General features: G+C 68.7%; 14 protein-coding genes and 1 pseudogene. 7 read left to right on the forward strand and 8 right to left on the reverse strand.

Features of this window, described 5'->3' with window-relative positions; all coding sequences use genetic code 11:
• Positions 1-228 precede the first annotated feature (228 nt).
• The 3 genes from ABT063_RS47790 to ABT063_RS47800 are packed head-to-tail and all read right to left on the reverse strand — an operon-like array spanning position 229 to position 2,308.
• Positions 229-879 (reverse strand): TetR/AcrR family transcriptional regulator, encoded by a 651-nt coding sequence (locus ABT063_RS47790; protein WP_351067704.1) that lies wholly within the window; start codon positions 877-879, stop codon positions 229-231.
• Positions 876-1,556: a DUF4166 domain-containing protein gene (locus ABT063_RS47795; RefSeq protein WP_351067707.1), complete on the reverse strand. Its 681-nt coding sequence runs from the start codon at positions 1,554-1,556 to the stop codon at positions 876-878. Before ABT063_RS47795 ends, ABT063_RS47790 begins: the two co-directional genes overlap by 4 nt.
• Positions 1,553-2,308 carry a hypothetical protein gene (locus ABT063_RS47800; protein ID WP_351067708.1) on the reverse strand — a complete coding sequence of 252 codons (756 nt, stop codon included), beginning with the start codon at positions 2,306-2,308 and terminating at the stop codon, positions 1,553-1,555. The genes ABT063_RS47795 and ABT063_RS47800 overlap by 4 nt, the downstream gene beginning before the upstream one ends.
• Before the next feature lie 196 nt (positions 2,309-2,504).
• On the opposite strand from ABT063_RS47800, the gene ABT063_RS47805 reads away from it, so the two are divergent.
• The 4 genes from ABT063_RS47805 (at position 2,505) to ABT063_RS47820 (ending at position 6,352) form a co-directional block, all read left to right on the forward strand.
• Positions 2,505-3,014, forward strand: a complete 510-nt coding sequence (locus ABT063_RS47805) for a MarR family winged helix-turn-helix transcriptional regulator (RefSeq protein WP_351067711.1) — start codon at positions 2,505-2,507, stop codon at positions 3,012-3,014.
• A 63-nt stretch (positions 3,015-3,077) separates the two neighbouring features.
• On the forward strand, positions 3,078-3,416 hold the full coding sequence (locus tag ABT063_RS47810; RefSeq protein WP_351067714.1) for a DUF3817 domain-containing protein: 339 nt from the start codon (positions 3,078-3,080) through the stop codon (positions 3,414-3,416).
• Positions 3,417-3,492: 76 nt separating this feature from the next.
• Entirely contained in the window at positions 3,493-5,229 is a 1,737-nt protein-coding gene (gene icmA / locus ABT063_RS47815) for a coenzyme B12-dependent isobutyryl-CoA mutase large subunit (protein ID WP_351067716.1), read from the forward strand.
• Positions 5,230-5,359: 130 nt separating this feature from the next.
• On the forward strand, positions 5,360-6,352 hold the full coding sequence (locus ABT063_RS47820; RefSeq protein ID WP_351067718.1) for a Rieske 2Fe-2S domain-containing protein: 993 nt from the start codon (positions 5,360-5,362) through the stop codon (positions 6,350-6,352).
• A gap of 69 nt (positions 6,353-6,421) precedes the next feature.
• Here ABT063_RS47820 and ABT063_RS47825 read toward each other — a convergent pair whose 3' ends face one another.
• The 5 genes from ABT063_RS47825 to ABT063_RS47845 all read right to left on the reverse strand — a co-directional run bounded on the left by ABT063_RS47825 (position 6,422) and on the right by ABT063_RS47845 (position 9,021).
• Positions 6,422-6,610 carry a DUF397 domain-containing protein gene (locus ABT063_RS47825; protein WP_351067720.1) on the reverse strand — a complete coding sequence of 63 codons (189 nt, stop codon included), beginning with the start codon at positions 6,608-6,610 and terminating at the stop codon, positions 6,422-6,424.
• 11 nt (positions 6,611-6,621) lie between these two features.
• Complete coding sequence (locus tag ABT063_RS47830; RefSeq protein WP_351067723.1) at positions 6,622-7,269, reverse strand: DUF5753 domain-containing protein; 648 nt, start codon at positions 7,267-7,269, stop codon at positions 6,622-6,624.
• A gap of 148 nt (positions 7,270-7,417) precedes the next feature.
• Positions 7,418-7,639: a hypothetical protein gene (locus tag ABT063_RS47835; protein ID WP_351067724.1), complete on the reverse strand. Its 222-nt coding sequence runs from the start codon at positions 7,637-7,639 to the stop codon at positions 7,418-7,420.
• A gap of 25 nt (positions 7,640-7,664) precedes the next feature.
• Positions 7,665-8,339 (reverse strand): hypothetical protein, encoded by a 675-nt coding sequence (locus tag ABT063_RS47840; protein WP_351067727.1) that lies wholly within the window; start codon positions 8,337-8,339, stop codon positions 7,665-7,667.
• Between the two features lie 52 nt (positions 8,340-8,391).
• Complete coding sequence (locus ABT063_RS47845) at positions 8,392-9,021, reverse strand: TetR/AcrR family transcriptional regulator (RefSeq protein WP_351067728.1); 630 nt, start codon at positions 9,019-9,021, stop codon at positions 8,392-8,394.
• 260 nt (positions 9,022-9,281) lie between these two features.
• Between ABT063_RS47845 and ABT063_RS47850 the strand changes: the two are divergent.
• The 3 genes and pseudogenes from ABT063_RS47850 (at position 9,282) to ABT063_RS47860 (ending at position 13,452) form a co-directional block, all read left to right on the forward strand.
• A pseudogene (locus ABT063_RS47850) lies at positions 9,282-10,915 on the forward strand (nuclease/transposase family protein).
• A 262-nt stretch (positions 10,916-11,177) separates the two neighbouring features.
• Positions 11,178-12,158 carry a tetratricopeptide repeat protein gene (locus ABT063_RS47855; RefSeq protein ID WP_351067731.1) on the forward strand — a complete coding sequence of 327 codons (981 nt, stop codon included), beginning with the start codon at positions 11,178-11,180 and terminating at the stop codon, positions 12,156-12,158.
• Positions 12,159-12,807: 649 nt separating this feature from the next.
• A complete protein-coding gene (locus ABT063_RS47860; protein WP_351067733.1) occupies positions 12,808-13,452 on the forward strand; it encodes a DUF6230 family protein in 645 nt (214 codons plus the stop codon).
• Positions 13,453-13,536: the final 84 nt, after the last annotated feature.

A 13,536-nucleotide genomic window follows, 5' to 3' on the forward strand; every position in this document is an offset into this window, starting at 1 on the left:
TCACCTACCAGGGTGCCCGTGTTGACGCGCCAACCGCTGCGGGCGGACACCCCCCGACACGTCCCCTTGCCGCCGTACGCGGCTGTCCCACCGCTTGGCTTCTACGGTCACCTCTTGGCCGACCGAGTCGGGTGGTGGGGTGGGCATAGGCCGCCCGGGGGTCTGGGGGCGGAGCCCCCAGCAATGCCCGCACCCACACCGGGTGCCTGGCAAGCAGGCGGCACGCGGTCAGCGCCGGCTGGTCCGCCGCAAATGGTGCCGTACCGCCCGCTGGGCAACAGGGCCCAGCTCCTCCAACGCCGCCACCAGCAAACCCAGTTGCTCCAACGCGTCCAGCGCCGCAGTGGCCCCCCTCGGATCCACCCCCTCGTACAGCTCGATGCCCACGAAGGACGCCGCGACCGCTCGCGCCAGTCCCGCCGGATCCGTGAACTCCCCGAACGGCGTTCCCGCCAGCACCCGCGTGAGGACCTGCTCTATCTCGGCGATCCACAACTCCAGCCCCGCCGCCGTGGCGGGCCCGAGCGTGTCGTGCGTCTGGGCGCCGGCCAGCAGCTGGCCGAGGAGGGCGACATGGCCGCCCTCCTGTTCCGCCTCGTGGATCTGCCGGCCGACGGCCAGGAGTTCGGACAGCGAGGTCACCGTCGAGAAACGTGCGCGATACCGCGCCACCGACCGCTCGGCGCCGTACCGGCACGCGGCGGCCAGCAGCTCGTCCACCGAGCCGAAGTGGTAGAAGACCAGGGCCTGATTGACCCCGGCCGCCGTCGCGATGGTACGGGCCGACGTCTTGGCGATGCCCTGCTCGGTGAGTGTCCGCAGCGCGCCCTCGAGGAGTTTGGTCTTCGTCTCCTGGGACTTCACCGTCTCGGGGCTCATGCGCGGGACTCCTCGCGTACGGGGCGCAGGCCGGGGCGCACTCCGCAGGTCGCGATGTCCGTGTACGTCGCCGTGAAGGAACCCTCGTAACCGAAGAGCGGCCCGAAGTACCTGTTGACCACGCGGACCCGGATACGGAAGCGGCCGGCGGTGTCGTCGTACGACTCCCGTACCTCCGCTGTCGCACCGATGAGTTCGGGCACGCGGACGTCCACCACGCCCTCCCGGAAGCGGTGCTCGCCGGAGCGGATGAGGAGGGAGCCGTCGGGCTCCGCACCGAAGTGCAGGTCTGTGGCGAGGTGTTGGTGGGTGCCGAGGTAGTCGAGGATGCGGTCGCCCTTGGGACTGAGCACCATCTGGGCGTCGAAGCGCCGGGGGCGACCGGGCAGGTGGAAGGTGCGCACGAAGGTCACCGTCTCACGGCCGAAGGTGTCGGTGTACGGCACGTTCTCGATGGTGAAGGGGACGTGGCGGCCCTGCCTGGGGACGAGGATGTTGCGGGTGGTGCCGAGCGCCAGGAACGGCTTCACGAACGCCCCGCCGTGCCAGACGCGGTCCATCACGCCCCGGCCCGTGCACATCTCGCCGCTCGCCTGGCCGACCGAGAAGCGACGTTGCAGTTGGGGGTGGAGGCGGTCGAAGTCGGTGCCCATCACCGTGCGGAAGATCGAGGTCATCGCGGGCTCCCCAGGGTGCGCAGGAGCCGGGGGGTGTGCATGCGCGTGGGTGGTGTGCGCAGGCAGCGGCGGGCTGCCGGGGTGCCGGGGAGGGGAGGCGTGAAGAGCGCCAGGGTGATGAGCAGGGCGAGGAGCAGCGGGCAGAAGTAGGCCGCCGCCGGGGCCAGGGGGCCGAAGAGGGCGAGGGCGGCCGCTTCCCCGGTGAGGGTGGTGCAGGCGATGGCGATCACCAGTGCGCGGGCCGTCACCTCCGCCAGCCAGTTCAGGCGGGCTCGTTCGGGGGTGATGCCGCGCTCCAGCCACAGGCGGAGGCGGTCGAAGGACCAGGCCGTCGCCCAGCCCATGAGGGGGCGGAAGAGCAGCCGGTCGGCCAGCGTGCCGAAGGTGCCCCAGCGAGGGCGGTAGTCGTACCCGGTGAGGAAACGGATGCCGTCGCCGTCGGGGACGTAGCGCCAGTAGCCGCTGCCCTCGGCGAGCAGGGACAGCGGGTGCGGGGAGGCGAAGCGGAGGGCGGAGGTGCGGGTGCCGTCGGGGCGCTCCTTCTCGCCCGCCGAGATTCCGGTGCCGGCGACCGTGAGAAAGGGCAGCACACGCGTGGCGTACCGGAAACGCTGTGGCTCGCCCTCCGCGCGCGGGAGGTACGTGATCTCGGAGAAGCGCAGGTCCCAGCGCTGGTGCTGGGCCGGGTCCTGAGTGCGAGCCCACAGGTGGTCGAGGTCGGCCCGGATGCGTGCCTCTATGTACAGGCCCATTGAATCCCCCTGTCAGGTGCCTGTTTGAGCGATCGCTCAAGTGCTGTCGAGGTGAACGTACAGCTTTTTGAGCGATTGCTCAATGAGTGGGGTGTGAGGGGCGTCCGTGGCCGTGGTGTGTCAGGAGCGGCTTCGGATCGACCGAAAAGCGAGACGGGGCTGACCAGGGTGTGACCGGCCAGTAAGGTCTGATGCCGTGCCGAAGCCCCTCAGTCTTCCTTTCGATCCCATCGCCCGCGCCGACGAACTCTGGAAGCAGCGCTGGGGAAACGTGCCGTCCATGGGCGCGATCACCTCGATCATGCGCGCGCACCAGATCCTCCTCGCCGAGGTCGACGCGGTGGTCAAGCCGTACGGACTGACGTTCGCGCGGTACGAGGCGCTGGTGCTGCTCACCTTCTCCAAGGCCGGAGAACTGCCGATGTCGAAGATCGGCGAGCGGCTCATGGTGCATCCCACGTCCGTGACGAACACCGTGGACCGGCTGGTGAGGTCGGGCCTGGTGGACAAGCGGCCCAACCCCAACGACGGCCGCGGCACGCTCGCGACCATCACCGACAAGGGCCGCGAGGTGGTGGAGGCCGCCACCCGCGACCTGATGGCGATGGACTTCGGGCTCGGCGTGTACGACGCCGAGGAGTGCGCGGAGATCTTCGCGATGCTCAGGCCCCTGCGGGTGGCGGCGCACGACTTCGACGAGGAGTGACCCGGTTCGACGAGGAGTGACCCGGGAGAAGATCGCCCGGAGTGCGTGGTTACGCTCGTACGCATGAAAAAGAGCGTGCTGACCCGCTATCGCGTCATGGCCTACGTCACCGGTGTACTGCTGGTCCTGCTGACCCTGGGCGTGATCGCCAAGTACGTGCTCGACCTGGACGGCGCCGACGGCTTCACCCGCGTCGTGGGTATCGCGCACGGCTGGCTGTACGTCCTCTACCTGGTCTTCGCGTTCGACCTGGGCTCGAAGGCGAAGTGGCCGGTCGCCAAGCAGCTCTGGGTCCTGCTGGCCGGTACGGTGCCGACCGCCGCCTTCTTCGTGGAGCGGAAGGTCAGCCGCGAGCTGGAGTCGAAGATCGCCGAGGACTCTCCGGCGGTCGCCAAGGCGTAACCGCCACCGCCGTACGGATACGCGTACGGCGGTCAGCCGTCGACAGTTACTTGGACGTCCTAGTAAATTCGATGGTATGGACGCTGACGCGATCGAAGAGGGCCGCCGACGCTGGCAGGCCCGGTACGACGCCGCGCGCAAGCGTGTGGCGGCCGGGGGTCTGGGGGCGGAGCCCCCAAGAAATTGGACACGCACGACGCTCTCCGGGGATCCCGTGGAGCCGGTGTACGGGCCCCGCCCCGGGGACGCCTACGAGGGCTTCGAGCGGATCGGCTGGCCCGGGGAGTACCCCTTCACGCGCGGCCTCTACGCCACCGGCTACCGAGGGCGTACGTGGACGATCCGGCAGTTCGCCGGGTTCGGCAACGCCGAGCAGACCAACGAGCGCTACAAGATGATCCTGGCCAATGGCGGCGGCGGGCTGTCCGTGGCCTTCGACATGCCGACGCTGATGGGACGGGACTCCGACGATCCGCGGTCGCTGGGCGAGGTCGGGCACTGCGGTGTCGCCATCGACTCGGCCGCCGACATGGAGGTCCTGTTCAAGGACATCCCGCTGGGTGACGTGACGACGTCGATGACGATCAGCGGCCCGGCCGTCCCCGTCTTCTGCATGTACGTGGTCGCGGCCGAGCGACAGGGCGTCGACCCGGCCGTACTCAACGGCACGCTCCAGACGGACATCTTCAAGGAGTACATCGCCCAGAAGGAGTGGCTCTTCCAGCCCGAGCCGCATCTGCGCCTGATCGGCGACCTGATGGAGTACTGCGCGGCAGGCATCCCCGACTACAAGCCGCTGTCCGTCTCCGGCTACCACATCCGCGAGGCCGGTTCGACGGCCGCGCAGGAGCTGGCGTACACGCTGGCGGACGGATTCGGGTACGTGGAGCTGGGACTGTCGCGAGGCCTGGACGTGGACGTCTTCGCCCCCGGCCTGTCCTTCTTCTTCGACGCGCACGTCGACTTCTTCGAGGAGATCGCCAAGTTCCGTGCGGCCCGCAGGATTTGGGCACGGTGGATGCGGGACGTCTACGGCGCCCGCTCCGAGAAGGCACAGTGGCTGCGCTTCCACACGCAGACCGCCGGCGTCTCACTGACGGCCCAGCAGCCGTACAACAACGTGGTGCGTACGGCCGTGGAGGCGCTGGCGGCCGTACTCGGCGGGACCAACTCGCTGCACACGAACGCCCTGGACGAGACGCTGGCCCTGCCGAGCGAGCAGGCGGCCGAGATCGCGCTGCGCACGCAGCAGGTGCTCATGGAGGAGACCGGCGTCGCCAACGTGGCCGATCCGCTGGGCGGTTCGTGGTACGTCGAGCAGCTGACCGACCGGATCGAGGCGGACGCGGAGAAGATCTTCGACCAGATCAAGGAGCGGGGCCTGCGGGCTCACCCGGACGGGCAGCACCCCATCGGGCCGATGACCTCCGGGATTCTGCGCGGGATCGAGGACGGCTGGTTCACGGGCGAGATCGCCGAGTCCGCGTTCCAGTACCAGCAGGCACTGGAGAAGGGCGACAAGAAGGTGGTGGGCGTGAACGCCCACACCGGGTCCGTGACCGGCGACCTGGAGATACTGCGGGTCAGCCATGAGGTGGAGCGGGAGCAGGTGCGGGTGCTGGGGGCGCGTAGGGGCGGGCGGGACGATGCCCGTGTGCGGGCTGCTCTGGACGGCATGCTCGCTGCCGCACGGGACGGCTCCAACATGATCGAGCCGATGCTGGACGCGGTGCGCGCGGAGGCGACGCTGGGGGAGATCTGTGACGCGCTGCGGGACGAGTGGGGGGTGTACACCGAGCCGGCCGGTTTCTGAGAACACCCAGATCGCGATCACTTTCGGCGGCGCAGGGCCGTGTGCCGGATAGCATCGGCGCATGCGATTTCGTCGTAGTCATGACAAGCTCGCTGTCCTGCCTCGTGACCCGCGAGCTGACGATTACCCGATGCCGTCTGTTCCGTACGGGTGGTACGCCGTGCTCCGCAGCACCGAGCTGCGGCCGGGCAGGGTCGTCAGCCTGCACTACTTCGGACGGGCCCTCATCGCCTTCCGTGGAGCGGATGGGCAGCCTGCCGTACGTGACGCGCACTGCCCGCACTATGGCGCGCATCTGGGCGTCGGCGGGAAGGTCGTGGACGGAACCGTGGAATGCCCGTTCCACGGGTGGCGATTCGGTGCGGACGGTCGGTGTGTGAAGGCCCCGTTCGCGATCCGGACCCCGAAGGTGTCCATCGGCGGCTTCCCGGTCCGTGAGCACAGTGGGCTCATCTTCGTCCATGCCGGGCCGGGCGAGCCGTCGTGGGAGGTGCCGGAGATCCCGGAGACGGGATCCAGAGACTTCGCCAAGCCGATCGACGACACCTGCCGAGCGCGCATCCATGTCCAGGAGATGCGCGAGAACATCGTGGACGAGTCCCATTTCCACTTCATCCACGGCCAGAGCGAACCACCCGTCCAGGAGCTGCGGCCGGACGGCCCCTTTGCCGAGGTCCGCGGCCGGATCCACCGGCGCGTTCTCGGCTGGGACATCAACAACACCTTTGATGCGTTCATGTACGGACCGGGCGTCATGGTGGTCCGTGTCCACGGTCCCGTCCTCTCGGTGACCGCCGTCGCCCTCACCACTCCCATCGACAACCGCACAAGCGAGATGCGGATGCTGTACTACGTCCGCAAGCCGTCCGGATTGTCGTTTCTGGCGCCCGCGCTCAAGCTCGTCTTCCGGGCGGAGGCATTGGGCGAGGTGCGCGAGGAGGTCCGGATCTGGGATCACAAGATCCACCAACCGCACCCTGTCCTGCTTCCGCACGAAAAGGGCATCAAGGCACTGCGCCGCTGGTACGCCCAGTTCTATCCATCCGACGTTCCGGCCGAGCAGGTGCGCGACCGCACTTCGCGTTTCGGCTCCGAGACCCGGGTCCGGGCAGGGAGCGACTAGGCGTCGGTTTACGCCCTCAGCAGGGACGCCGTCGTGTACAACCCGGCGGCCCGCCGTCCCCGCCTGTGGCTACTGCGAGCGGCCTGCTTTCACCGCTCGTATGAGATGGCCCAGGCGGGCGGGTGTGGTCGCGATGACCTTGTGCGGGGCGTCGCTCTCGCGGAGGCGGAGAGTGCCGTCGGGGGCGGTGGCGAGGTAGAGGCAGTCTTCGGACTCGCCACCGCTGAACGAGGACTTCTGCCAGGTGAGCCGGGGCACTGAGGGCCTTTCTACAAGTCGTACAGGAGATGTTGGACCAGCATCAGGGAACCTGGTACTGCCTGCGCTTCGGGTGTGGTCGACGCGGCGATCGGCGGGAGCGCGGACCGCTTCAACCGGTCGAAGAGCACACGGTATTGGGACAGATGTTCTTGCGAGTCACGGTAGATCTGCTGTGCGGGATGGTCCAGTACGACGGTGGCCAGCTCCTCGACATGAGGGGCCAGGTACAGGAACGGTGCGCTGACGCCTGAGTATGTCCGTGCGCGGAACGGGAAGATCTGGATGGTCACGTTGGGGAGCCGCGCCAGTTCAATGAGGTGCAGCAACTGCTGGCGCATCACCTCGGGGCCGCCGTAGTGCATGCGTAGCGCAGCCTCGTGAATGACCGCGTGCACTGCAGGGGCGTTCCCACCCGTGAGGATCCTCTGGCGGTCCAGCCGGAAGGCGACGGCATCTTCGGTGGTGGCGTGTCGCGGCTGCTCATCGTCGAAGAGGGCTCGGATGTAGTCCTCCGTCTGGAGAAGCCCGGGGACGAGCAGCGGGTGATACGAGCAGACGCTCGTTGCACCGGCCTCCAGTTCGGCGAGGTTGAGCGCGTACTGGGTGACCCGTCCCTGATAGGAGCTCCACCACCCCTTGCCGCTGGACTCGGACATGGCAACCAGGGCGTCGAGGCGGCGACGCGTTCGACGTCCTCCTCCACACCCGGCAGTTCGGTGAGGTGGGGCTCGTCGGGGTAGTGCCGGGTACCGGCCGCGAGTACGTACCGGCGGTACTCCTGCTCCTCGTCCCGGGAGTCGGCGCTCATTCCGCCAGCCCGTGAGCGATCGCGGCACCTGTTTCCACAGCCGTCAGATATGCCGCCATCTCGTGCATGGTCGTGCCGTTATGGACGTGGTGATCTTTCACCCGGGGGCCGAATCGAGGGGCGAGTTCGTGGACGAGGGCCACGAGGTCACCGCTGTCCGAGACGTTGTGCCAGTGCTCCGCCGACTGCGGCCACACACCGACGCCGTCGACGGGCATGGGGACGAGCCGGTCGAAAGTGAGGTTACTGATTCCGAGTGGGGATCCCAGCGTCACCAGCGTGACCGCTCCCTCGGTCTGTTCGGAGCAGAGCGCCTCGTAGGTGACGACCGAGCCGAGCGAGTGCGCCACGACGACGCGGGTGTCCGGGGCCGAGGCGTTCGAGGACGCGCTTCCGTGCGGCCGCGCGCAGTCGGGGTTCCTCGAAGTAGCGCCGGAACTGCTTGAGCGCTGCGATGAGGAAGGCGTCCGAGACGGACTTGAAGAAGCGGGTGCGGGTCAGTGCGTCCAGGGCCCGTCGTACGGTGGCGATCCGCAGGGGGCGTGAGGCTGTGTATCCGATCAGGCCGCGTCCGGCCTCGGTCGGGTCCAGGACCGATGGGTCGAGGCGGGCCGCCTCCTTCCACCAGGCGAGAAGCAGGTCGTACTCCAGCCCATCGGCTACGTCCTCGGCCTCGTACTGGGGCGTTCCGCTCCGTGAGCCGGGCCGGCGGAAGAGATCTCCGTAGCCCGCGCAGACCACATCGGAGGGCGTCAGTGGCGGGAGGGTGTCGGCGAGGCGCGCGTCGGCGCGGAGAGCGAGGTTCACCCCGCCGATGAGAGCGGGAGCCAGTGAAGGATGGAGCGTCTCGGCGGTGTCCAGTTGCTTGCCCACCCCGTGCACCACAACGACCCGTGCCACCGCTGCCCCCTGCTTCACCAACGCACTATCCGATTACCTTAGGTGCCGGGCGTCGTCCGTGCGGCTGGATTCAGCGGACGAGGGCGGGGGTGCCCGCGAGGCCGTTCAGCAAGAGGGCTGTGAAGGTGCGCACCCACTCCTCGTCCGCCGGTTCCGCGCTGACCAGCGTACGGTGGACCACCGCGCCGGCAACCACGTCGAAGATCAGGTCCACCGTGCGGGTGGCTTCCTCCGAGTCCAGCTCCAGTGGGAGCTCGCCCCGTCTCTGGGCCCGGGCCCGGCCCTCCAGGACCAGCCCCTTCTGGCGCTCCACGATCGACACCCGAATGCGCTCCCGCAGCGCATCGTCACGCGTCGACTCCGCCACCACCGCCATCAGCCCGCTCTTCGCCTCCGGCCGGTCCAGGATCGCCGCGAACTGCAGCACCACGCCCTCGATGTCGGCGGCCAGCGTGCCGCGGTCGGGGAGGCGGAGTTCGTCGAAGAGTTCGGCGACCGCGTCGACCACCAGCTCGTTCTTGCCCGCCCAGCGGCGATAGAGGGTCGTCTTTGCAACCCCGGCGCGCGTTGCCACGTCTCCCAGGGTGAGCTTCGACCAGCCCAGTTCGACCAGCGCCTCCCGCGTCGCGGCCAGGATCGCGGTGTCCGCGGTGGCGCTGCGCGGACGGCCGGTACGGCTGGCGGGGCTGCGGCTCTGCATCCGAAGACGATAACCGGGGTGGGGAACTGTTGCCGATGTAGTGGGCGGTAGTGACTTTGGGCGAGTGTGAGTGAGTGCCGGGACTCAGATGTGGATCCGTTTGCCCTCCGTGTACTGGGGGTGCTTCTTCTGCCATGGGTGGGTTCTGGTCCGGCTTCCCGAGGGGAACGGGAGTTCTTGGGGCGAACGGGTGACCTTTGCGGGTGGTGCTCGTTGACTGCGGTGACGGGGGTCTTGGAGTCGCGGGCGGGGGTGACCGGGTGGGCGGGCTGCGGGTGTTGGCGGCGCCGTTCGTGGTGCCCGGTCCGGCCGGGGTGGCGGTTCGGGACCGGCTGCGGGTGTCGGCGGCGGACGCGGCGGTACTGGCAGAGGTCGGGGTGTTCCTGGGTTCGCTGGCAGCCGGTGATCTCGCCGTACGGTGTCGGCAGGGGTCGGCGCATGAGGCGGCCGGGTGGGCGGTGCGCAAGCGGGAGCTGACGGGAAAGTCGTCGGCGCGCTGGGCGGGCAGTATCACAAAGGCCACGCATGATCAGTGGGCGCTGGCCCGGCGCGGGCAGGCCGCACATATGGCCTGGCTGCGGGAGCAGATCGCCTCGATCGAGGCGCGGCTGGCCCGCCCGCTGGGCGCCAAGGCCAACAAGCGGGAAGGCCTGGTGCGCGGGTACGGCTCGCGGGGCGAGTGGCATGCCAAATCGCGCCGACTGCAGATGCTGAAGGACCGGCTGGCGGTGGTGGAGGCGGACTGGGCGGCGGGCCGGGTGCGCGTGGTGCGTGGCGGCAAGCGCCTCGCCCGTGCCCGCCATCACCTGGCGGCGGCCGGGCTGAGTGAGCGGGCGTGGTGGGAGCGGTGGCGGGCGGAGCGGATGTTCCTGGCGGCCGACGGGGAGTCCGGCAAACGCTTCGGCAACGAAACCATCCGCATCACCGACACCGGCCAGGTCTCGATCAAGCTCCCGGCCGCGCTGGCCCGCCTGGCCAACGCACCGCATGGCCGGTACCTGCTGGATGCGACGGTGGCGTTCCGGCACCGGGGCGCGGAGTGGCGTGACCGGGTCACCGCCAACCGGGCGGTGGTCTACCGCATCCACCACGACGTGCTGCGCGGCCGCTGGTATGTGACGGCGTCCTGGCAGCGCGCCGCCGCCCCCATCCTGCCGCTTCAGGCGGCGCTGGCCCGGGGGGTGGTGGGGGTGGACATGAACGACGACCACCTCGCTGCCTGGCACCTCGACGTGCACGGCAACCCGGTCGGTGAGCCGCGGCGCTTCTTCTACGACCTGACCGGCAGCAGTGAGCACCGGGATGCGCAGATCCGGCACGCGCTGACCCGGCTGTTGCACCACGCCCGCCGCTGCGGGGCCGCCGCGATCGCCATTGAGGACCTCGACTTCACCGACGGCACAAGCCGCGAGAAGCACGGCCGCAACAAGCGGTTTCGGCGGCTGCTGTCCCGTTTCCCGACCGCGAAGCTCAAGGCCCGGCTGGTGTCGATGGCCGCCGAGCAGGACATCGCCGTCGTCGCGGTCGACCCCGCCTACACCAGCCGGTGGGGCGCCCAGTACTGGCAGAAACCCTGGCCACACCGACTCGCAAGATTTCCCGGCACGATGCGGCGAGCATCGCGGTCGGGCGACGCGCCCTCGGGCACCCGATCCGGCGACGGACGGCACCGCCCCACGACGACCGGAGCGATCGTCGTGGGCATCGGACCGCCCAGGCCGGACCCGGCGCACGGGGGCGTGAGGGAACCCGCCCACCCGTCACGGAGGGCGCACACGATGCGCGCGGCCGGACGGGGACTCAGCGAACGCGGGGGACCAGCGCACCCAAAACCGTTCGGGATGCGCGCAGTTCCGGGACGTGGGTACAAAGCTCACTCCTGGACACTGTTTAGGAACGGTGCGGCTCTGCATCCGATTCCACGTGTCAGTGAGGGAGATCACCGGGGTGGGGTGTTCTGGAGGCACTCCGTGCCATTACGCTACGACTCGTAGCGAAAGCTCGTGGCGGACGTACGCGAGTGGCCGCACACGCGGCGTGGGGTGGGGACCCGGCGCCGGACGGAACACGGATACGCAGGACCCAGCACAACACACAGCACAACCGGATTTCACACCGCTTTTCACGCACGCGCGCTCACGGGGGAGGATAGACGCATGCAGCCACGGAACATGTCCATGAGCGGAGTCGTCGACCTCGCCGCGGTGAAGGCGGCCCAAGAGGCCAAGGCGAAGGCGGAGCAGGCGCGGGCCGAAGCCGCCCGGCAGGGCGGGGCGGGCGGGGCCGTCTCTCCGGCCGATCTCGTCATTGATGTAGATGAAGCCGGGTTCGAGCGGGATGTCCTGCAGCGGTCCGCCGAAGTGCCCGTCGTCATCGACTTCTGGGCCGAGTGGTGCCAGCCCTGCAAGCAGCTGAGCCCGGTCCTGGAGCGGCTCGCCGTCGAGTACAACGGGCGCTTCCTCCTCGCCAAGATCGATGTCGACGCCAATCAGATGTTGATGCAGCAGTTCGGGGTCCAGGGGATCCCGGCTGTGTTCGCGGTGGTGGCCGGGCAGGCCCTGCCGCTCTTCCAGGGTGCCGCCGGTGAGGCGCAGATCCGGCAGACCCTGGACCAGCTGGTGCAGGTCGGCGAGGAGCGCTTCGGTCTGACCGGCCTGGTGGTCGATCCGGACGCCGAGCCGGGCGGCGCCGAGGCAGCGGCTCCCGCGGCGCCTGCGGGGCCGTACGACGCCCTCCTGGAAGCCGCCGTACAGGCCCTGGACGCGGGGGACTTGGGCGGCGCCATTCAGGCGTACGAGAACGTGCTGAACGACGACCCGGGCAACATGGAGGCCAAACTGGGCCTCGCCCAGGCCGAGTTGCTCCAGCGTGTGCAGGGCGCGGACCCGCAGCAGGTGCGCAAGGACGCGGCCGACAAGCCGAAGGACGTTCAGGCGCAGATCGCCGCCGCCGACCTGGACCTGGTGGGCGGGCATGTGGAGGACGCGTTCGGGCGGCTCATCGAAACCGTGCAGCGTACGGCGGGTGAGGACCGGGACGCCGTACGGCTGCGGCTGCTGGAGCTGTTCGAGGTCGTCGGCGCCGAGGATCCGCGCGTGACGGCGGCGCGCAGGGCGCTGGCGCGCGCCCTGTTCTGACCGGGGAGGGAGCCCGGTTCTGACCAGTCGCTAAACACTGGGGCCTGTGATGCCCAAGTGAAAAAATTGCCGACGGGGTGTCAGTGCGGCCGCGCTTTGCCAAATCTTGGTAAACGCGGCCGCTGTTACTGCGAGTAAGTCGACGGCGTTGATCTGTCGGAATCTGTCCATTGATCAACAGCTTTGTCCTCCCCTCAACTGACACCCAGCGTTGTCGACCGAGACCAGCGGGTCGTTGTTCGGTTATCCGGCCGTTACCCGTGAGTAACGAACCCCCTTGTGCGGGCGGCGAGAATGGACCACGATCGGCCACGCTCGGTCCATTCCCGTACCCCGACAGCCGGTTGGGCCTACGGGATTCCCTGGGTCCCCACCGAGTAGAGCCGGCGGCAGTGGTGCCGGCTCTTGGACAGGGGGGTCTTCGCCCACTCGGCGAAGCCTGTCCAGCAAGGTTGTGCGTGATGCGTGTCAGGCGCGACCAGTGGTTGTCGCTCGGGGGTGATCGCCGGTGATTCGGGCGCGGTTCGCGCCACCGAGCGCGGGCGCTCCCCTTCCCGAGGACGTAGCGCTTCTCCCATCCCTGCCCGGCTGAGACGTCGAGAGACGGTGGCAGTCAGGTCAGGCGATGTACGTCCGAGAAGGAGGAAATATGGAGTCCCAGGTGCGTGGCGGGACCAGATGGAAGCGGTTCGCTGTGGTCATGGTGCCCAGCGTCGCCGCGGCCGCATGTGTGGGTGTCGGCCTCGCGCAGGGTGCGCTGGCCGCGTCGTTCAGCGTGTCCGGCCAGGAGTTCAAGGTTACGGCCGATCATCTGCACGGCGATGGCTTTGCTCAGTACGGCGGTATAGACACCACCTACACGTCGACTGACGGCGATAAGAAGACGCAGCGTCCGGTCGCGATCTCGTCGTTCGACAGCGCCGAGATCACGAAGATGTGCCAGTCGGTCAAAACGGAGATTCCCCTCATCGGGAAGACGATCTATCTCCGTCTTGACGCGGGTCCGGACGCCGAACACAAGGTCAAGGCCACGAACCTCTACATCGACGTCGCTCAGCTCGACGCCGATGCTGAGTTCAAGAACATCGACATCGGTGTTGCGGTCCAGGACAAGACGCGGGGCCCTGAGGTCAAGGACAAGAAGACCGTGCTTCCGGGCGGCTTCGCCCAGCAGGCGGAATCGGCCGACCTCTACAAAGTCAAGCAGACGGCATGGGCGACCACGGCCGGCACCTTCAAGCTCAGCGGCCTGAAGATGCGTCTTGGCACCGACCCCAAGATGGAGTGCTACTGACGGCTTCCGTCGCAGGGGTGTCCCTGGGCGGCTGAGCTGTCCATGGGGGCGGGGAAGCAGTCGCTTCTCCGCCCCGTACACCCC

The organism is Streptomyces sp. NPDC002838 (assembly GCF_040295365.1).
Taxonomy (GTDB): domain Bacteria; phylum Actinomycetota; class Actinomycetes; order Streptomycetales; family Streptomycetaceae; genus Streptomyces.

Bases quoted from the DNA above. Each gene is read 5' to 3' on its own strand.
- ABT063_RS47790 (WP_351067704.1), bottom strand. From the start codon at position 879: ATGAGCCCCGAGACGGTGAAGTCCCAGGAGACGAAGACCAAACTCCTC.
- ABT063_RS47795 (WP_351067707.1), bottom strand. From the start codon at position 1,556: ATGACCTCGATCTTCCGCACGGTGATGGGCACCGACTTCGACCGCCTC.
- ABT063_RS47800 (WP_351067708.1), bottom strand. From the start codon at position 2,308: ATGGGCCTGTACATAGAGGCACGCATCCGGGCCGACCTCGACCACCTG.
- ABT063_RS47810 (WP_351067714.1), top strand. From the start codon at position 3,078: ATGAAAAAGAGCGTGCTGACCCGCTATCGCGTCATGGCCTACGTCACC.
- icmA (WP_351067716.1), top strand. From the start codon at position 3,493: ATGGACGCTGACGCGATCGAAGAGGGCCGCCGACGCTGGCAGGCCCGG.
- ABT063_RS47820 (WP_351067718.1), top strand. From the start codon at position 5,360: ATGCCGTCTGTTCCGTACGGGTGGTACGCCGTGCTCCGCAGCACCGAG.
- ABT063_RS47830 (WP_351067723.1), bottom strand. From the start codon at position 7,269: ATGTCCGAGTCCAGCGGCAAGGGGTGGTGGAGCTCCTATCAGGGACGG.
- ABT063_RS47835 (WP_351067724.1), bottom strand. From the start codon at position 7,639: ATGCCCGTCGACGGCGTCGGTGTGTGGCCGCAGTCGGCGGAGCACTGG.
- ABT063_RS47845 (WP_351067728.1), bottom strand. From the start codon at position 9,021: ATGCAGAGCCGCAGCCCCGCCAGCCGTACCGGCCGTCCGCGCAGCGCC.
- ABT063_RS47855 (WP_351067731.1), top strand. From the start codon at position 11,178: ATGCAGCCACGGAACATGTCCATGAGCGGAGTCGTCGACCTCGCCGCG.
- ABT063_RS47860 (WP_351067733.1), top strand. From the start codon at position 12,808: ATGGAGTCCCAGGTGCGTGGCGGGACCAGATGGAAGCGGTTCGCTGTG.